Here is a 17,013-nt window from a genome sequence, read left to right as displayed (position 1 = left end):
GGACCTCCAGCACGAGGGACTCGGCCGTCGCCTCCCGAAGGCGGCGACGGCCGAGCCGGTGGTGCTGCGATGCGCCGTCCGCTCAGACACCGGCCGGCTTGCGCCCGAAGATCTGACGACACGCGTCGATGAGCCGCGCGGCGGGGTCCCCGCTGGCGTCCTGCGCGCGCCAGCCGATGATGTGGTCGGGCCGGACCAGGAGTGCGCCGTCCTCCTCGACCTCGCAGGCGCGGGCGTAGTCGCCATAGGAGTCCTCGTAGTCGCATCCGCGACCGATGGACCTGACGTTGACCCGAACCCCGCACTCCGCCTCGGCCTTGGCCGCCGCCTCACGCCACTGCTCACCGCGGATGCCGGTGAGGAGTGTGAAGGCGCCCTTGCCGCAGAGGTCGAAGATCGGCACCCGCTTCTGGTCCTTGGTCACCCACACGTGCGGCAGGTGACGGCCGGGATAGGTCGACGGGAAGTAAAAAATCTCCTCGTCGCGCGGCGCCGTCGGCGCCGGGGTGCCGTCAGGCACGACCGCCGAGGACTCGTAGCGCTGGTTCATCTCGACGCCATGGGTGCCGAAGCACAACGCCGAGTTGTCGACGGCCGTGCGGAACGCCGTACGAGCGGCCCTCGCGTCCGCCGACGGGTCGGCCAGCGTCTCGATTGCCTGGCGCAGTTCCTCCTCGCCTGAGGTCGGCGGCAGGCCGAGGGCCATGAACAGCGGCGGGATCAGGTTGTTGCTGCGCGTCGCGCGGTCGACGATCTGTCGGCCCACCGGGACCCGCTCGTCACGGTGCGTCTCCAGCAGCGACGGTGCAGCGACACCACGCAGCACGTGGGCGAGCTTCCAACACAGGCTGTAGCTGTCCTGGATCGAGGTGTTCGATCCCAGACCGTTCATCGGCGAGTGCCGGTGGACGGCGTCGCCGACAGCGAAGACCCGCCCGACCATGTTGTCTGTGGCGTACATGTGGTTGACCGCCCAGGTCGACAGCGAGATGACCTCGACATCGATGCTGTCGTCGCCGATGACCTCGTGGGCGATCTGCCTGCCGAGTTCGTCGGTCAGCTCTGGGACCGGACCGCTCGGGTCGTAGCCCCCCACGGCTATCCACTCGTTCCACGTCCGGATGACGCGCAGGACGCCGATACTCATCCCCTGTTGCCCGACGCCCGGCTGGATGAACCAGTACATGTCGCTGGGACGGTGCTCGACCAGGTGGGTCAGGTCGGCCTTGAACCAGACGTTGATCGAGTTGGCCATCCCCAACTCGCCCTCCAGGGGCAGACCGAGCTGGCTCACGATCTGCGAGCGACCGCCGTCAGCGGCGATGAGGTACTTGCTGCGGATGGCGTACTCGGCGCCCGTGATGCGATCGCGGACCCGGGTGGTGACGCCGTCGGCGTCCTGCTCGAGGTCGATGAACTCGGTGTTGAACCGGACCTGCGAACCCCGGTCGCTGGCGGCGTTGATCAGGATCGGCTCGAGGATGTGCTGCGGCAGGTCGCAGATCGCCGTCGGGCTGGCCAGGTCGTGCTCGGCCTTGGCGAGCGGGTGGGTGTACCAGGTGCGGATCCGCCCAAGCTCCTCGCCGGCCAGGCTCGTGCCCCAGACGTGCTCGCCCATCAGCGCCTGGGGCGTCGACGCTGCCGCTGCGACCTCTTCGAGGCCCAGGTCGCGCAGTGTCTCCATGGCGCGCTGGTTGGTGATGTGGGCCCGCGGGGTGTTGGCGACGCTGCGGTACTTGTTGATGACGATGTTGGGGATGCCGTACGTCGAGAGCAGCGCCGCGGCGCTGGCTCCGGCCGGGCCGGCCCCCACGATGAGGACATCTGTCTCGACGACCTGGGCTGCGTTGTTCATGGGATGTCCTTCCGGGTGGAGGCGGATCAGTCGTTGAGGACGAAGCCGGCGACGAGGCGGTTGAAGACGTCGGCGTGCTCGAGCTGCGCCCAGAGGCCGCAGCGGTTGAGCAGCGAGACACGGGAGTTGCCGATGCGGGCACAGAGCAAGAGCGAGGTTTCGACGGAGACGACGCGGTGGTCGCGGCCGTGGATCAGCAGCGTCGGCGCGGTGACGTGGGAGACGGCGTCTCAGGTCTCGTCGTCGACGAGAAGTCCACCCCAGCCGTACTCGACCGAGGCGCCCGACGGCGCACGGACGTAGAAGGTGAACATGTGGTCGTCGGGATGCATACCGAGCGTCATCCCGACGAGCTGCTTGGCATCCACGCAGCGCTCATAGGCGACGCCGACGTCGCGGATGTCGGTGACCGCTGCCCTCCCGGGGCCTCACAGTTCCGGCGCACATCGATCGGCGTTCCCTGTGAGACGAGACGAAGTCCATCGGGGTCCTGGGCGTAGGTCGTGACCTGGAGCTCACCGGAGTCCTTCCACGTCACGACGACGACCTGACCGGCGTTGACCCGCACGCTGAGGACTCGATCAGGCGAGTAGCCGAGCTCGGCGCACAGTGCGCGGAACACGCTGCTCATTGGACTCTCCTCAGGGTGTACCGACTCCGTAGAGGCTGACCCGCTCACCCCGCGCTTTCCAGCGGTAGTTCCGGCGATCGGAACTCCCGCCCTCTCACCGCGCGTGGCGCTCGCGCAGCAGGCTGCCCCTCAGCGCCGGCGGCAACGAGCGCCCGATCCGGGCCGCCGTCGCGCGCAAGGGGTTGAGCAGCACCTCTCCCTTTCCTGCCGCCGCAGGAAAGGCAACGGACAGCGCCGCCACCGCAGAGCCGCCGGCCACGATCGGGACGGCGATGCAGGCAAGCCCGGCCACCGACTCCTCCCGGTCCACCGCGTAACCGCGAGCACGGCTGAGGGTGAGCTCCTGGGCGAATGCCGCCGGGTCGGCCATCTTCCGCCCCGCCCGCGACCGCAGCACTTCCGTCGACGCAGCAGACTCGGCCCTCTCCTCGGCCAGCAACGCCTTCCCGACGGCGGTCCAGTGAGCAGGGAGGCTCGCACCGACCACTGCGGGCGTGGGCACCGCCTGATGGGTCCGCAGCTTCTCGATGTAGACGACGTCCGGTCCACGCAGCACGGCCAGATGCAGGGTCTGCCGGGCTATCCGGTGCAGCTCCTCCATGGCTGGCAACGCGATGTCCCGTAGTGCGACCTCGGCCGAACACGCGCCGACCGCGAACATGCGCAGCCCGATCCGGTAACCGTCGGTGTGCTGCTCGACGGCCCCCATCTCCACGAGCATCGCGAGCACCCGGTGCGTCGTGGACTTCGGCAGTCCACTGGCGCGGGCGACCTCGGCGAAGGACAGGACGCGTCGGTCGGGACTGAAGCTGCCGAGGACGTCGAAGGCCTTCTTCAGGATCGACGGCGCGGCGCCCGCTCGGACATCGACCGGCTGGTGGGGCGCCTCGACAACTAGGGAGGACATCTCTGCGAACAGCTCCGATCCCAGGCTCACTGAGGGGTTCTAGAGTGAACGTTCTAGAGACGAAGCTAACAGTGGTGGAGATCTCGGGTCAATCAGCTCCTGCGGGCGCCCCACCGTTCCGGCCACTGGAACCGAGCGTGGTCAGGGTCCGTCGCGGCCCGCACCGTGACCCGGACGCACACCTCCCGGGCCACCGGCGACGAGCGAAGGATGACGATGGGCCGTTTGCAGAACCGAACAGCCGTGATCACGGGCGGCGGATCCGGCATGGGCGCCGCCGTCGTCGGGAGGTTCGTCGAGGAGGGCGCCCGGGTGGTGGTCCTCGACCGGGTGCAGGACAAGCTCGATGCACTGGAGGCCTCGTACGGGGACGCGGTGCGCGGCGTGCTCGGAAGCGTGACCGAGTACGCCGACAACGCGCAGGCCTGCGCGGTCGCCCAGCGCGAGTTCGGCGGCCTGGACGTCTTCATAGGGAACGCCGGGATCTGGGACTTCTCCCGCGCACTGCTCGACTCCACGCCCGAGCACCTGGTCGCCGGGTTCGATGAGCTCTTCTCGGTCAACGTCAAGGGCTACGTCCTGGGTGCCAGAGCGGCCGCCCCCCTCCTCCGGGAGTCCCGGGGGTCGATGATCTTCACCCTCTCGAACGCCGCGTTCTACCCCGGTGGCGGCGGGGTGCTCTACACCGCCGCCAAGCACGCAGGGCACGGCCTGGTGCGCCAGCTGGCCTACGAGCTCGCGCCGGAGATCCGGGTCAACGCGGTCGCGCCGGGCGGCATGGCCACCGATCTGCGCGGCCCGGCCGCCATGGATCTCTCCGGCGAATCGATCAGCACGGCGATCCCGATCGGTCAGATCGTGCGCGAGAACTCCGCCCTCGAGATCGAGCCGCTGCCCGAGGACTACGCGGAGGCCTACGTGCTGCTCGGCGCGGCCCGCGAGTCCCGCACCGCCACGGGAACGGTCATCGACCTCTCCGGGTTCGGCACCCCCCGCCGTCCCCGCTGAGCGGATCGCGAGGGCCAGGGCATCCGCCGGATGCCCCGGCCCTCCGCGGTCACGGCTGCGAGCCGCCTTGACCGCTCAGCGGTGCCCGAGCGGCGGCATCGGCGATCGACAGCACGATGAGGTGGTGCAGGCGGCGCATCGTCAGCGTCACCTTGTCCCTGTCCCCTCCGAAGGACAGCAGGCTGCCCCGCGTCAGAGCGATCGTGAGCTCCGCCAGTTCGGCAGCCAGCGCCGTCGGCTCAGCCACACCGGAGTCCCGGGCAGCCGGCTCCACCACGCTCACGATCTCCTGCATGGTGTAGTCGGTGACCTGGCGGAGGATCCCGCGCATCTCGTCGTCGTGGCTCTCCATGTTCAGCACGACCTCGAGCCGGAAGAAGGCCGGATGTGCGGCGATCGCCTCGGCCGCCGCCTCGAAGAACGAGCGGAGCCGCTCAGCCGGGTTGCCGTCGAGTTCCGACGCCCGGGGCAGGCGGGCGAAGAAGGCACGGGCGCCACGCTGCATGACCGCCGACGCCACCCCGGCCTTGTTGCCGAAATGCCAGTAGATCGAGCCTGTCGGCATTCCCGAGGCGGCACACACGGCGGCGATCGAGGTACCCGAATATCCACGTTCAGCCAGCAGCGATTCCGCGGCGTCCAGGATCGTCTCTCTGGAGTTCGCTGGATCCCGGCCGTCCTTGCCCGACACTCCCTGACGGTAGCCCAGCGGTGCCCGTGAACCGGTTGACCGCCCACACGCGATGCCGGGCCCGTCGATCGACGCAGCCGGTGATGCGGAGCCGTCGCGACTGCCCGCAGGCGCCGAGTTCCAAGGACCGGAACGAACGCTGGAACAGCTTCCGGCCCCACCGCAGCATTCGAGCGCCGCAGCACCAGGAACGCCACTCCGGGCCCTCCACGCTGCGCATCCGACACGACATCCGCTGGAAAAGGACTGCCATGGCTGCCGATCTGGCACAGCTCATCGACTCGGCGCGGGGGGAGATCGACCCGACGATCTACACCGACGAGCACCTGTACCAACTGGAGCTGGAACGGATCTTCTCCCGCAGCTGGCTCTTCCTCGCCCACGAGTCCCAGCTGGCCAAGCCGGGCTCGTTCGTGCAGACCTACATGGGTGAGGACCCGGTCCTGGTGGTCCGGCAACGGGACGGCTCGATCCGCGCCTTCCTCAACCAGTGCCGGCACCGCGGCATGCGCATCTGCCGCGCCGACAGCGGCACGGCCAAGGCCTTCACCTGCAGCTATCACGGGTGGAGCTACGACCTCGCCGGCAACCTGGTGAGCGTTCCGCGGCTCGAGCGGGGATACAAGAACGAACTCGACACGTCGGCCTGGGGGCCCACCCAGCTCGCCCAGCTGACCAACTACAAGGGCTTCATCTTCGGCACCTGGGACGCAACTGCGCCGAGCTTCGAGGAGTACCTGGGCGATTACGCCTGGTACTTCGACGCCTACGTCGACAAGTACGAGGGCGGCCTGGAAGTCGTCGGCGGAATGCACCGCTGGGTCATCCCGTGCAACTGGAAGTTCGCGGCCGAGCAGTTCGCCAGCGACATGTACCACATCGCGATCTCGCACGCGTCGGGCATCTCCATCCTCGCTCCCGAGGGCGCCGAGGCCGAGATGCTCGAGATGGCGACCGGTGGTCCGGGACGTCAGTTCAGCTCGCCGCTGGGCCACGGCACCGGCTTCTGGACGACGCCGGAGACGCCGGACTTCGGCGGGCCGGGGGTGGACGCCTGGTTGGCCACCCAGAAGGACAGCATCATCGCCCGGATCGGCGAGACCCGCTACGCGTTCCAGGGCCACAACACGCTCTTCCCGACCTTCTCCTTCCTGACGCCCTACAACACGATGCGCGTCTGGCACCCCCGCGGCCCCAACGAGATCGAGGTGTGGGCCTGGGCGCTGGTGCCCGCAGCCGCACCCCCGGAGGTCAAGCGGGCGCTGCAGATCACGACGTCCCGGGCCTTCAGCCCGGCCGGCAACTTCGAGCAGGACGACGGCGAGAACTGGGTGGAGGTTCAGCGCGTGCTTCGCGGCCACATGGCCCGGCGCACGAAGTTCAACGTGCAGATGGGCCTGGGACACACCGAGCAGGACGCCAACGGGATGCCCGGGAGGACCGGGGACGCCTACGGCGAGGAGGCTGCGCGCGGCTTCTACCAGCGGTGGGCCGACATGCTCACGGCGGCCACCTGGGAGGACCTCGACGAGCTGACCCGGGTGCGCACCTCCGTCCCGGCGGGAGCCCGCTGATGACCGGGATCCTGCGGGCCACGACGACCACGAGCAGCACGGAGCTCCAGCACGAGATCGAGCAGTTCCTCTACGCGGAGGCAGCGCTCCTGGACAGGCGCAAGCTCGACGACTGGTTCGAGCTGATGGCTCCGGACGTGCACTACTTCATGCCCGTCCGGAGCAACCGGCTGCAGCGCGAGCTCGACCAGGAGGTGTCCGGCGTGGGCGACATCGCCCACTTCGACGAGACCCACGCGCTGCTCTACCAACGTGTCCGGCGTTTCCGGCTCGGCACGGCCTGGGCCGAGGACCCGCCGAGCCGGACCCGTCGCCTGATCACCAACGTCCGGGTGGCTCCGACCGAGGATGAGAACGAGTACACCGTCGAGTCCAACTTCCTCGCGTACCGCACCCGGCTGGAGCGCGAGCAGGACATGTTCGTGGGGCAGCGCACCGATCTGCTCCGGCGCTCGAACACCGACCTCGGGTGGCAGATCGCCCGGCGGACGATCCTGCTCGACCAGGCCACCGTCCTGTCCAAGAACATCAGCATCTTCCTCTGACCGTGGTGGGGCGGCGCACGCAGGCGTCCGCCGCCCCACCACGCACCCCGGACCGATGAGGAGGCCACATGACGTGGATCCGGGCCTGCACCGTGCAGCAGGTGCCCGAGGACGAGGGCCTCCGGCTGCCCACGGAACCGCCGATCGCCGTCTTCAGGGTGGTGGACGAGTTCTTCGCCACCGGCGACAGCTGCACGCACGACGAGTTCTCCTTGGCGCAGGGATACCTCGACGGCGACGTGGTCGAGTGCCCGCTGCACATGGCGAAGTTCTGCCTGCGCACCGGGAAGGTGCTCGCGCCGCCCGCCTTCATCCCGCTGGAGACCTACCCGGTACGCCGCGACGGCGATGACCTGTTCGTCGATGTACCTGAGCGACCCGACGACCTCTGACACGACAGACGCCACGCGGGCGTCGAGAAAGGTAGGACCATGAAGATCACATCGCTCGGGTACCTGCGGGTGGAATCACCCAACGCGAAGGAGTGGGCCACGTTCGGCCCGGAGGTGCTCGGCCTCGCGGTCTCCGAGGACCTGGCCGGAGGACCGGACACGGTCTCCCTCACCAACGACGACCGGCCGGGCCGGCTCCAGATCAGCGAAGGGCCGCACAACCGGGTGCAGTGCATCGGCTGGGAGCTGCCCGGCGCCGGGGATCTGGCCGACGCGGTGGCCACGCTGGAGCAGGCCGGGGTGACCGTGGAGCGAGGCACCGCAGAGGAGTGCCGGGCAGCGAAGGTCCGCCAGCTGGTCCGCTTCACCGACCCGGCGGGCTTCACCCACGAGTTGTTCTACGGCCAGCTGGTCGTTCCGGGCTCCTTCCGGCCCGGCCGGGGCACGGCCGGCTTCGTCACCCGCGGTCAAGGCCTGGGCCACGTGGTGCTCGTGGTTCCCGACCTGACGGAGTCGCTCGACTTCTTCTGCACGGTGCTCGGGTTCCGGGTCAGCGACGAGATCGACTTCGACGGCAACACGCTTGTCTTCCTGCACGTCAACCCGCGGCACCACAGCCTGGCGATCATGGGGATCCCGGGCATGCGGGGCCTGCATCACCTGATGCTGCAGGTGGAGGACCTCGACGACGTCGGCATCGCCCACCAGCTCGTCCTGGACCGGCAGATCCCTCTGGCCATGACGCTCGGCCGGCACGCCAACGACCGGATGCTGAGCTTCTACGTCCGGTCCCCCAGCGGCTTCGAGATCGAGTACGGCTGGGGCGCCTCGACCGTCGACGTCCCGGACCAGTGGGTGGTGACCCACATGAAGAGCACCAGCATCTGGGGGCACCGCCCCGGCGACGCTCCGCCGCCGGCCTGCCTGGAGCCGGTGTCGCCGCCCGCCTCGTAGCCCCAGCCTCACTGCCCGCTCGACCGAACCCCTTCAGCTCAGGAAAGAAGAACGAGAACCATGGTCTCCCCCACCGGCAAGATGATCCAGACGGGTGATTTCCGGACCCACTACATCGAGGAAGGTTCCGGCGATCCGGTCATCCTGATCCACGGCGGCGGTGCCGGGGCCGACGGGGTGTCCAACTGGACCACCTGCCTCCCCTTCTTCGCCGCGCGCAAGCGCGCGATCGCCGTCGACCTGGTCGGCTTCGGGCACTCGGACAAGCCGGACCCGGCGGGGTTCACCTACAGCCAGGACGCCCGCAACGCCCAGCTCATCGCCTTCATCGAAGCCCTCGGGCTCGAGAAGGTCAGCCTGGTGGGCAACTCCATGGGCGGGGCCACCTCCCTGGGCGTGGCCATGCAGCGGCCCGACCTGGTCGAGAACCTGGTCCTGATGGGCAGTGCCGGCTTGTCCGGCGAGCCGAACCCGGCGCTGGGCGCGATCCTCGGCTACGACTTCACGGTCGAGGGGATGCGCCGGATCATCGCCGCGCTGGCCAACCCCCACTTCACCGCCACCGAGGAACAGGTGCAGTACCGCTACGAGCTGTCCACCCAACCGGCTACCCGGGCGGCCTATGCGGCGACCATGAAGTGGGTGCGCGAGCACGAGCTCGCGTATCCGCCCGAGGAGATCGCGAAGATCAAGACCCGGACGCTGGTCGTGCACGGAAAGGACGACCTGGTCGTCCCCGTGGCACAGGCGTACCGATTCCTGGAGCTGCTGGAGAACTCCTCCGGGTACCTGATCCCGAACTGCCGCCACTGGGCGATGATCGAATACCCGGAGATCTTCTCCGCCGTCACGCTGGACTTCCTCGACGGCTACCGCAGGCAGACCGCGGATTCCGTCACCCACGGGCGGTAGGCGGATGCCGCTGGCCCCCGCGCGGATCGTGGTGGCCGGCGCCTCGCTGGCCGGTGTACACACGGTCCGAGCGCTGCGCGCACGGCAGTACGCCGGCGAGATCGTCCTGATCGGGGCCGAGCCGGGCGGGGACGACGTCGTAGCCGTCGACCGCCCGGCACTGTCCAAGGACTTCCTCACCGATCCGGCCGCTGCGCCCATGCCGCTGCTGTCGCCCGACGACCTGGCCGAGCTCGACGTCCGGCTCGTTCGCGGGCCCGCCGTGCACCTCGACGTCCCAGGCCACCAGGTCCTGCTGGCCGACGGGCAGCGCCTCGACTTCTCGCAGGTCGTCGTTGCCACCGGGTCCACGCCCCGGCCGCTGCCCGGGGTCGAACCGCGGCCGGGTGTGCACCAGCTGCGCACGCTCGCTGACGCCACGGCCATCCGGGCCGGGTGCGCAGCGGCCACTCGGTTGGTAGTGGTCGGCGGCGGGTTCATCGGGGCGGAGGTCGCATGGACCGCCCGCGCGCTGGGCTGCACGGTCACCGTCGTGGAGCTGCTGCCGCAGATGATGGTGCGCGGCCTGGGTCCGGTGGTGGGCGCCGCGCTCACCCGCCGCTACGCCGCCGCGGGCATCGACCTGCGGATGGGCGTCGGCGTCGTGGACATCGGGGGCGACCGGCGGGTCGAAGAGGTCCGGTTGACCGACGGGTCGCGCCTCCCGGCGGACCTCGTCGTCCTCGGGTTGGGCACCCGCCCGGAGACCTCGTGGCTGGAGGACTCCGGTCTGGACCTGCGCGACGGCGTGGTCTGCGACGAGCGGCTGGCCGCGCGCGGGGTCGACGACGTGTTCGCAGTCGGAGACGTCGTCCGATGGCGGCACCCGCGCTACGGGCAGGACACGCGGGTGGAGCACTGGACCAACGCGGTCGAGAGCGCCGGGGTGGTGGCCGCCAACCTCACCGGCGGGAACCAGGTGCACGACCCGGTGCCCTACGTGTGGAGCGACCAGCTGGACTCGCGACTGCAGGTGTTCGGCCGGCTCCGACCCCAGGACGACCTGCGGATCGTCCACGGCGCCCTCGACGGGTCCTTCGTCGCCGTCTCCGGCGGAGACGGCGCGTTGCAGGGGGTCGTCGGTCTCGGTGCGATGCGCCCGCTGATGCCCTATCGGAAGCTGCTCGTCGCGGGTGCGAGCTGGGACGACGCCCTGGCGCTGGCCGGCGCCGGGGCCGTGGGAGCAGCGCGATGACGATCCTCGACAACGAGGTCGGCCGGGCAGCTGCGCGAGGCGGCTACCTCCTGATCCGCCTGCAAGGGAGATCGTCATGACCGGAACGATCCGGGACGATCTGCGGCCCCTGCGGGAGCTGCCGTCGCCCTGGGGCGCTCACACTGCGACCGACCGGCTGAGCCAGTCCTCGAACCGGGTCGGGGCGATGCGGGCGTGGCCACCGGTGGGAACCAGGGACTGCTCGGCGAGCTCCGTGCCGAAGTAGCGCGCGTGCACGTCGACCGTCACGGGGCGCGAGTCGTGGTTGGCGTCGAGGAACCGCCGGGCGAGCTCGTCGAACCGGAATTGCTCGGGCCCGGCCAGTTCGAGGAGGCCGTTGCGCGGTTCGTCCACGGCCACGTCGCACAGCGTGGCTGCCACGTCGTCGGCCGCCTCGGGCTGGACGAGCACGGGCGCCAGGCGGACCGTGCCGTCCACGGTGCTGGAATCGACGATGCGGCCGACGAACTCGAAGAACTGCGTCGCGCGGAGGATCGTGAACGGCACGGATCCGGCCCGCACGATCTCCTCCTGGGCGACCTTCGCACGAAGGTAGCCGCTGTCGGGGAGCCGGTCGGCGCCGACGACGGACAACACGAGGTGGTGCCGCACGCCGGCGCCCGTTTCCGCCGCCAGGACGTTCCGCGCCGAGGTCCGGAAGAAGTCCATGACCGCCACGTCGTCCCAGGCGGGCGCGTTGGCGACGTCGACGACGAGGTGGGCGCCCGCGAGCGCGGCCGCCAACCCCTCGCCGGTCAGCGTGTTGACGCCGGTGCCGGGCGAGGCCGCGAGCGGCTCGTGGCCGTCCTCGCGCAGCTGCGCGACGAGCTTCGAACCGATGAGGCCGGTTCCGCCGATGACGACGATCTTCACGACATCTCCTTGTCGCCGGCGCGGTCCCGGGTCGGCACGTACCGGTTGACGAAGTCGAGCGCCGTCTGGGCGACCTGGCGCCAGCCGTGGTCGATGGTCAGGGAGTGGCCCCGGTTCGACATCTTCACGATCTCGGTCACGCCGGGGTTGCGCCGCTGCCGGTTGTAGGCGGCGTGCGCGATCGCCCAGGGGACCGTGTGGTCCTGCTCGCCGTCGATGATCAGCAGCGGCCCGCGGTCGGGGTTGGTCGTGTCCACCTTCGCCTCGGTCCAGGGGTTGAGGTTCGCGCTGCCCATCTGCACCAGGGCGATCCCCGGGGCGGCGACGTGGAACTCCTCGTAGAGCTCCCTCGCCTCCTGCTCGTCCAGCGCGTTCGCCCAGCCGTACCGGAACTGGTCGAACGTGAGGGTGATCGCGCGCCCGCGCGTGCGCGGGTCGAGCAGGAACGGGCCCACGCCCTTGAGCACCGAGACCGGCAGCGGGAGGACGCCGCGGAAGACCCCGGGGTCGATCGCCACCGTGGCCGCCGCCAGGCCCCGGCCCGCGAGCATCTGCGCCAGCAGCCCCCCGGTCGAGTGCCCCATGACGACCGGCTTCTCGTCGAGGGCCTGGATGATCTCGGTGGTGTGCGCGGCGACCTGACTCAAGGTCTTCTTGGCGAGGGCCTCCGGGTTCGCCCGGGCTGCTTCGACCGTCTCCGGATCGTCCGGCCAGTCCGGCGTCAACGGCGCGTAGCCGGCCTGCGCGAGGAAGTCCGCCCAGTTCGCCCAGCTGCTGGGCAGCAGCCAGAGGCCGTGGATGAGGACGACCGGAGTGGCGTCAGAGGCGTTGGCCGCCTCGATCTCTCGCATCTCCCGCTCGGAAATCGACGCCATGACGAGATCCCTCCTGTGCTCGGGTGGTCATCGGGGGCGGTCGGCCGCAGCGCTCACCACCGAGCCGGCCGTTCCGCTCGCGCCGATCCCTGCGGCGTGCGCGCGGACGTCGCCGGCCGACCACAGGTCGAGGCGACGTGCATCGGCTGCCGGTCCCGCCCGCGGAACACCGGCCGCACGTGCGCCTGGAACCCGCGCGGCACCTCCTCCGGGGGCTGGGCAGCAGGCTCCGGCTGCCGCGGTGCGTTCAGCCGGGGAGCCGCCTGTCCCATCGCCGTCAGCCCCTCGCTACGGCTGCCGGGCGTGGGGTGCCTCCGCCGCCGTCCGCCGTTCCTGCGCCGGGACGAACGGTGCCTCCGCCTCCTCCAGGCGGGCCTCCGCCTGCTGGCCCACCCTGCGGAGCTCGAAGGCCAGCGCGATGTCCCGGATCCCGCGGAACACGGCCATGAACCCCACCCAGAGCAGGATGAACGCCGAGCGGGTGGCCAGGGTCCAGACGCGGTCGGACGTCGAGATCCACAGGGCCAGCAGCACGAGCAGGCCACCGCTGGTCAGCCCCAGCCACCAGTACGGGCTGGCGTCCCGCATCACGAACGCCTCGGTGATGTAGAAGAAGCCCTGGATGAACAGCAGCAGGCCCAGCATCGAGGCGAGGGCGAAGAAGGTGTCGACCGGACGGACGAACGCCCAGATCGCACCGAGCACGAACAGCGCCGCCAGCGCGAGGTGCCACACCTTCCAGCCCCCCGTCACGACCGCGGCCAGGGCGCCCTCGCTGACCGCGGCGATCAGGAAGACGATGCCGACCAGCACGCCGACCGTCGCCAGCGAGGTGTAGTCGGCGCGCAGCACCAGCCAGCCGATGACGAACCAGACGAGCCCGGCCACGAGCAGCGCCCACCACCACCGGGCCGCCCCTCGCTCCAGCAGCGCGCGTCCGGTGCCGCGGACCTGCGAGATGTCGTCGGTCATGGCGTTTGCTCCTCGGCTGCGGCGAAACGGCACGCAGGCGCCGGGCGACGGTCGCGGTGTCCACGTCCCGCTGGGCAGGACAGCGCCCATCCTCACGCCGGTCAGGTCCACCCGGATCGTCCGTCCCGGATGAGGTGCAGGGCCGGCGTCCGGCGAGCCGACCCCCTCCCACCCGGCGCGGCATCCCTTCAGCGGTCGACCGGGGGCCGGACCGTGTTGCGACGAAGGAACCACAGCGTCTTCGGCCCGACCGGCAGCGGCAGCGTCGTGTCGCGCCGGTACCGGTCCGAGGCGGCGCGTCCGTGCGAGTGGGCAGGGGTTCGAGCAGCGCCTGGTCGCCCCCTGGATCCCGAGCTCCAGCCCACCGCCACCCTTGCTCAGGGTGACGGTGTCCTTCGCGGAGGACCGGTACCGCCGTCCGGGGCAGCCGCGTGTTCGCGCGCGGCGGTGAGCCGCCCGGGCTTCAGCTGCGGAGGAAGGCGAGCAGGTCGGCGTTGATCCGGCCGGGGTTGGTGGCGGTGATCCCGTGCGGGCCGCCCGGGTAGTAGATCTCCCGCGCGTTCTTGAGCAGCCGGGCGGACTTCCGGGCCGAGTCGTGCACCGGGACGATCCGGTCGTCCTCGCCGTGCATCACCAGCGTGGGCACGTCCATCTTCGTCAGGTCCTCGGTGAAGTCGGTCTCCGAGAACGCCTTGATGCTGGCGTAGGCGCCCCACGCGCCGGCCTGCATGCTCCACAGCCAGAACTGGTCCAGCAGGCCCTGGGAGACGTTGGCGCCGTCCCGGTTGGCGCCGTAGAACTGCACCGCCAGGTCCTTGTAGAACTGCGAGCGGTCGCCGGCCACCCCGGCGCGCAGGCCGTCGAAGACCTGCCTGGGCAGCCCCTCGGGGTTGGCCTCGGTCTGCAGCATGAGCGGCGGCACGGCCGACAGCAGGACCGCCTTCGCCACCCGGCTCGTGCCGTGCCGACCGATGTAGCGGGCGACCTCGCCGCCGCCGGTGGAGTGCCCCACCAGCGTCGCGTCGCGCACGTTCAGGAAGTTCAGCAGGGCCGCCAGGTCGTCGGCGTAGCCGTCCATGTCGTTGCCGGCCGTGGGCTGGCTGGAACGGCCGTGGCCGCGGCGGTCGTGCGCGATGACCCGGTAGCCGTGCTGGGCCAGGAAGAGCATCTGTCCGTCCCACGCGTCGGCGTTCAGCGGCCAGCCGTGCGAGAACGTGACGACGGGTCCCTCACCCCAGTCCTTGTAGTAGATCTCGGTGCCGTCTGCGGTGGTGATGAAGCTCATGATCCGGCTCCGTTCCCCGGGCATCTGGTTGGTGCGGACACCCGAGCCGACCGCAGGGGCCGGGGCCAGGAATCACCCCGCCGAGGTGAGCCGCGGCCCTCACGACGCGCTGGACCGCTCTCGTCCGGCCCCCGCGGCCGGTCCGGCGGTCGCCGGTGGCGGTATCGACGCTGGTGCAGAAGCGGTAGAGCCGGTCCTGCCCCCTGAGGTAGGCCAGGGAGGAGGACCGGGGACGTCGGGTCGGCGAACGTCACCAGGTCGGCGAGGAATCGGGGACGACGCCTCCGGTGTCCCGGTGACGAGCGCGGCGGCCACCTGGTGGTCCGCGACGCCTGTTCCGCCGCCGGGGAGTCGCGCCGGTGCCAGATCCTGCTACACCGAGTTCGCAGAAGGGTATTGCCAACGTCACACCCGCGCGGGCAGTCTCAGGGCCCCCCTACCCGCGGCTTCGGCTGCCAGTGACCCCTCGGGAGTGACTGTGGACGGTGTGCACGACATCGGTGGCACGGATGGCCTGGGGCCGGTGGGCTACCGCCCGGAGGAACCGCTCTTCGACAACCCGTGGGAACGGACCGTCTTCGCGATGAGCTTCCCGGCGATGGCTTCGGGGCTCAACCTCGACGCGTTCCGGCACGGCATCGAGAAGATGCACCCGGTCGACTACCTGTCCTCGCCCTACTACGAGCACTGGTTGTTCACCATGGAGAAGGGGCTGGTGGAGACCGGCCTGCTCACAGAGGAGGAGCTCCGGGCCCGGACGCAACAGTTCCTCGACGACCCGTCGGCGCCCCTGCCGCAGCGCTCGGATCCTGCGGCCGCGGAAGCGATCGTGGGGTTCCTGCGGTCCGGCGCCCCGGCCCGGCGGGAGATCGACGCCAAGCCGGCCTTCGCGCCCGGGGACCGGGTCCTCGTCCGGAACCTGCACCCGAAGGGGCACACCCGCCTGGCCGGCTACCTCCGTGGCAAGCGGGGCGTGATCGACGCCGTGCACGGCGCGTTCGTCTTCCCCGACACCCATGCCCACGGGTTGGGCGAACAGCCCCAGCACGTCTACACCGTGCGCTTCGACTCCGTCGAGGTGTGGGGTCCCGGGGCCGATCCGCGGACCGTGAACCACTTCGACATGTGGGAGTCCTACCTCGTGGCGCTCGACGGGGACACGGACGACCGCGCCGCCCTCGACCGGTGACGTCCGCCCCCGAATCAAGGAGGAATCGACCATGAGCACCGACCACGTCCTGCCGGTCCGGCCGGACTACAACGCCGACCCGACACCGGACCCGGTGGTCGTGGCCCGCGTGAAGGCCCTGGAGTCCCTGCTGCTGGAGAAGGGAGTCCTGGCCTCGGAGACGGTGGACCGGGTGGCCGACCTCTACGAGAAGGAGGTGGGCCCGCGCAACGGCGCCCGCGCGGTCGCCCGGGCCTGGACCGATCCGGACTTCAAGCAGCGCCTGCTGGCCGATCCCGTCGCGGCCTGCGCCGAACTCGGCATCGGGGGCATGCAGGGGGAGGACATGGTCGTCGTCGAGAACACCGACGAGGTCCACAACGTCATCGTCTGCACGCTGTGCTCCTGCTACCCGTGGCCGGTGCTCGGCCTCCCGCCGAACTGGTACAAGTACCCCGCGTACCGGTCCCGGATCGTGAAGGACCCCCGGGCGCTGCTGCGCGGGGAGTTCGAGCTCGACGTTCCCGACGAGAAGACCATCAAGGTGTGGGACTCCAGCGCCGAGGTCCGCTACTGGGTCCTCCCGCAGCAGCCGCCGGGCACCGAGGGGCTGTCGGAGGAGGAGCTCGTCGAGCTCATCACCCGTGACTCGATGATCGGGACCGGCCTGCCCCGCACGCCCGACTCCCCGGCGGGTGCCCGGTGACCGCGGTGACCGATGTGACGGGCACCGGCGGAAGGGTCGAGGAGGACTGCCGGCCGGACGTGGAACGGATCGTGGCCGACCTGCCCGGTCAGGATCTGCTGCCGCGCAAGGAGGGTGAGCTCGCCTTCTCGGCGCCCTGGGAGATCCGCGCCTTCGCACTGGCGGTCGCGGCACACCGGGACGGGCGCTTCTCGTGGCCGGAGTTCCAGGGCCGGCTCGTCGCGGCGATCGACCGGTGGGAACGGGCGGATCCGGCCGAGCGGGCGTCCTGGAGCTACTACCGGGAGTGGCTGCAGGGGCTGGAGTCCCTCCTCCTCGAGCGGGGGCTGGTGGATGCCGACGAGCTGGATGCGCGCACTCATGAATTCCTGCACGGGGTTCGGGACCCGAAGCACCACTGAGGGCGTGAG

Annotated in this window: 19 protein-coding genes; 10 read left to right on the top strand and 9 right to left on the bottom strand. The window is 70.4% G+C overall.

Going from position 1 to position 17,013, the window contains the following annotated elements; translation table 11 throughout:
• Positions 1–82: 82 nt before the first annotated feature.
• From BMZ50_RS05765 to BMZ50_RS05750, 4 genes are all read right to left on the bottom strand, one after another.
• Positions 83–1,855 (bottom strand): FAD-dependent monooxygenase, encoded by a 1,773-nt coding sequence (locus BMZ50_RS05765; protein WP_091322203.1) that lies wholly within the window; start codon positions 1,853–1,855, stop codon positions 83–85.
• A 26-nt stretch (positions 1,856–1,881) separates the two neighbouring features.
• Positions 1,882–2,004 (bottom strand): hypothetical protein, encoded by a 123-nt coding sequence (locus BMZ50_RS24970; protein WP_281245398.1) that lies wholly within the window; start codon positions 2,002–2,004, stop codon positions 1,882–1,884.
• Positions 2,005–2,085: 81 nt separating this feature from the next.
• Positions 2,086–2,223, bottom strand: a complete 138-nt coding sequence (locus BMZ50_RS05755) for a VOC family protein (protein ID WP_245753404.1) — start codon at positions 2,221–2,223, stop codon at positions 2,086–2,088.
• 357 nt (positions 2,224–2,580) lie between these two features.
• The gene (locus tag BMZ50_RS05750; protein ID WP_218146119.1) at positions 2,581–3,423 is read right to left on the bottom strand and encodes an IclR family transcriptional regulator; all 843 of its coding nucleotides are present in this window, start codon (positions 3,421–3,423) and stop codon (positions 2,581–2,583) included.
• A gap of 180 nt (positions 3,424–3,603) precedes the next feature.
• Here BMZ50_RS05750 and hcaB point away from each other — a divergent pair, with 180 nt between their 5' ends.
• A complete protein-coding gene (hcaB, locus tag BMZ50_RS05745; protein WP_342708012.1) occupies positions 3,604–4,401 on the top strand; it encodes a 3-(cis-5,6-dihydroxycyclohexa-1,3-dien-1-yl)propanoate dehydrogenase in 798 nt (265 codons plus the stop codon).
• Between the two features lie 49 nt (positions 4,402–4,450).
• On the opposite strand, the gene BMZ50_RS05740 is transcribed toward hcaB, so the two are convergent.
• Positions 4,451–5,092, bottom strand: a complete 642-nt coding sequence (locus tag BMZ50_RS05740) for a TetR/AcrR family transcriptional regulator (RefSeq protein WP_177212660.1) — start codon at positions 5,090–5,092, stop codon at positions 4,451–4,453.
• A gap of 251 nt (positions 5,093–5,343) precedes the next feature.
• Here BMZ50_RS05740 and BMZ50_RS05735 point away from each other — a divergent pair, with 251 nt between their 5' ends.
• The 6 genes from BMZ50_RS05735 (at position 5,344) to BMZ50_RS05710 (ending at position 10,703) form a co-directional block, all read left to right on the top strand.
• A complete protein-coding gene (locus BMZ50_RS05735; RefSeq protein WP_091322198.1) occupies positions 5,344–6,666 on the top strand; it encodes an aromatic ring-hydroxylating dioxygenase subunit alpha in 1,323 nt (440 codons plus the stop codon).
• Positions 6,666–7,211, top strand: a complete 546-nt coding sequence (locus BMZ50_RS05730; protein ID WP_091322196.1) for a 3-phenylpropionate/cinnamic acid dioxygenase subunit beta — start codon at positions 6,666–6,668, stop codon at positions 7,209–7,211. Before BMZ50_RS05735 ends, BMZ50_RS05730 begins: the two co-directional genes overlap by 1 nt.
• Before the next feature lie 68 nt (positions 7,212–7,279).
• A complete protein-coding gene (locus BMZ50_RS05725; RefSeq protein WP_091322194.1) occupies positions 7,280–7,603 on the top strand; it encodes a bifunctional 3-phenylpropionate/cinnamic acid dioxygenase ferredoxin subunit in 324 nt (107 codons plus the stop codon).
• Positions 7,604–7,642: 39 nt separating this feature from the next.
• The gene (locus BMZ50_RS05720; protein ID WP_091322193.1) at positions 7,643–8,557 is read left to right on the top strand and encodes a VOC family protein; all 915 of its coding nucleotides are present in this window, start codon (positions 7,643–7,645) and stop codon (positions 8,555–8,557) included.
• 60 nt (positions 8,558–8,617) lie between these two features.
• A complete protein-coding gene (locus BMZ50_RS05715; protein WP_091322191.1) occupies positions 8,618–9,469 on the top strand; it encodes an alpha/beta fold hydrolase in 852 nt (283 codons plus the stop codon).
• A 4-nt stretch (positions 9,470–9,473) separates the two neighbouring features.
• Positions 9,474–10,703, top strand: a complete 1,230-nt coding sequence (locus BMZ50_RS05710; protein WP_091322189.1) for an NAD(P)/FAD-dependent oxidoreductase — start codon at positions 9,474–9,476, stop codon at positions 10,701–10,703.
• Positions 10,704–10,841: 138 nt separating this feature from the next.
• Here BMZ50_RS05710 and BMZ50_RS05705 read toward each other — a convergent pair whose 3' ends face one another.
• The 4 genes from BMZ50_RS05705 to BMZ50_RS05690 form a co-directional block, all read right to left on the bottom strand.
• A complete protein-coding gene (locus BMZ50_RS05705; protein WP_091322187.1) occupies positions 10,842–11,597 on the bottom strand; it encodes an SDR family oxidoreductase in 756 nt (251 codons plus the stop codon).
• Positions 11,594–12,472: an alpha/beta hydrolase gene (locus BMZ50_RS05700; RefSeq protein ID WP_091322185.1), complete on the bottom strand. Its 879-nt coding sequence runs from the start codon at positions 12,470–12,472 to the stop codon at positions 11,594–11,596. Before BMZ50_RS05700 ends, BMZ50_RS05705 begins: the two co-directional genes overlap by 4 nt.
• Before the next feature lie 288 nt (positions 12,473–12,760).
• The gene (locus BMZ50_RS05695) at positions 12,761–13,444 is read right to left on the bottom strand and encodes an HdeD family acid-resistance protein (RefSeq protein ID WP_177212659.1); all 684 of its coding nucleotides are present in this window, start codon (positions 13,442–13,444) and stop codon (positions 12,761–12,763) included.
• A gap of 463 nt (positions 13,445–13,907) precedes the next feature.
• Positions 13,908–14,729 carry an alpha/beta fold hydrolase gene (locus BMZ50_RS05690; RefSeq protein ID WP_091322180.1) on the bottom strand — a complete coding sequence of 274 codons (822 nt, stop codon included), beginning with the start codon at positions 14,727–14,729 and terminating at the stop codon, positions 13,908–13,910.
• A gap of 478 nt (positions 14,730–15,207) precedes the next feature.
• Here BMZ50_RS05690 and nthB point away from each other — a divergent pair, with 478 nt between their 5' ends.
• From nthB to BMZ50_RS05675, 3 genes are read left to right on the top strand one after another with little or no spacing between them, the layout of a single operon-like run.
• Complete coding sequence (gene nthB / locus BMZ50_RS05685; protein ID WP_091322178.1) at positions 15,208–15,918, top strand: nitrile hydratase subunit beta; 711 nt, start codon at positions 15,208–15,210, stop codon at positions 15,916–15,918.
• 31 nt (positions 15,919–15,949) lie between these two features.
• On the top strand, positions 15,950–16,603 hold the full coding sequence (nthA, locus tag BMZ50_RS05680) for a nitrile hydratase subunit alpha (RefSeq protein ID WP_091322176.1): 654 nt from the start codon (positions 15,950–15,952) through the stop codon (positions 16,601–16,603).
• 5 nt (positions 16,604–16,608) lie between these two features.
• A complete protein-coding gene (locus BMZ50_RS05675; RefSeq protein WP_177212658.1) occupies positions 16,609–17,004 on the top strand; it encodes a nitrile hydratase accessory protein in 396 nt (131 codons plus the stop codon).
• Positions 17,005–17,013: the final 9 nt, after the last annotated feature.

This window comes from Geodermatophilus ruber (genome assembly GCF_900114385.1).
GTDB lineage: Bacteria > Actinomycetota > Actinomycetes > Mycobacteriales > Geodermatophilaceae > Geodermatophilus > Geodermatophilus ruber.
Note: the sequence above shows the minus strand (reverse complement) of the source record. Positions and strands in the feature narration are given on the sequence as shown.

Bases quoted from the DNA above. Each gene is read 5' to 3' on its own strand.
- BMZ50_RS05765 (WP_091322203.1), bottom strand. From the start codon at position 1,855: ATGAACAACGCAGCCCAGGTCGTCGAGACAGATGTCCTCATCGTGGGG.
- hcaB (WP_342708012.1), top strand. From the start codon at position 3,604: ATGACGATGGGCCGTTTGCAGAACCGAACAGCCGTGATCACGGGCGGC.
- BMZ50_RS05735 (WP_091322198.1), top strand. From the start codon at position 5,344: ATGGCTGCCGATCTGGCACAGCTCATCGACTCGGCGCGGGGGGAGATC.
- BMZ50_RS05730 (WP_091322196.1), top strand. From the start codon at position 6,666: ATGACCGGGATCCTGCGGGCCACGACGACCACGAGCAGCACGGAGCTC.
- BMZ50_RS05725 (WP_091322194.1), top strand. From the start codon at position 7,280: ATGACGTGGATCCGGGCCTGCACCGTGCAGCAGGTGCCCGAGGACGAG.
- BMZ50_RS05720 (WP_091322193.1), top strand. From the start codon at position 7,643: ATGAAGATCACATCGCTCGGGTACCTGCGGGTGGAATCACCCAACGCG.
- BMZ50_RS05715 (WP_091322191.1), top strand. From the start codon at position 8,618: ATGGTCTCCCCCACCGGCAAGATGATCCAGACGGGTGATTTCCGGACC.
- BMZ50_RS05710 (WP_091322189.1), top strand. From the start codon at position 9,474: ATGCCGCTGGCCCCCGCGCGGATCGTGGTGGCCGGCGCCTCGCTGGCC.
- BMZ50_RS05700 (WP_091322185.1), bottom strand. From the start codon at position 12,472: ATGGCGTCGATTTCCGAGCGGGAGATGCGAGAGATCGAGGCGGCCAAC.
- BMZ50_RS05695 (WP_177212659.1), bottom strand. From the start codon at position 13,444: ATGACCGACGACATCTCGCAGGTCCGCGGCACCGGACGCGCGCTGCTG.
- BMZ50_RS05690 (WP_091322180.1), bottom strand. From the start codon at position 14,729: ATGAGCTTCATCACCACCGCAGACGGCACCGAGATCTACTACAAGGAC.
- nthA (WP_091322176.1), top strand. From the start codon at position 15,950: ATGAGCACCGACCACGTCCTGCCGGTCCGGCCGGACTACAACGCCGAC.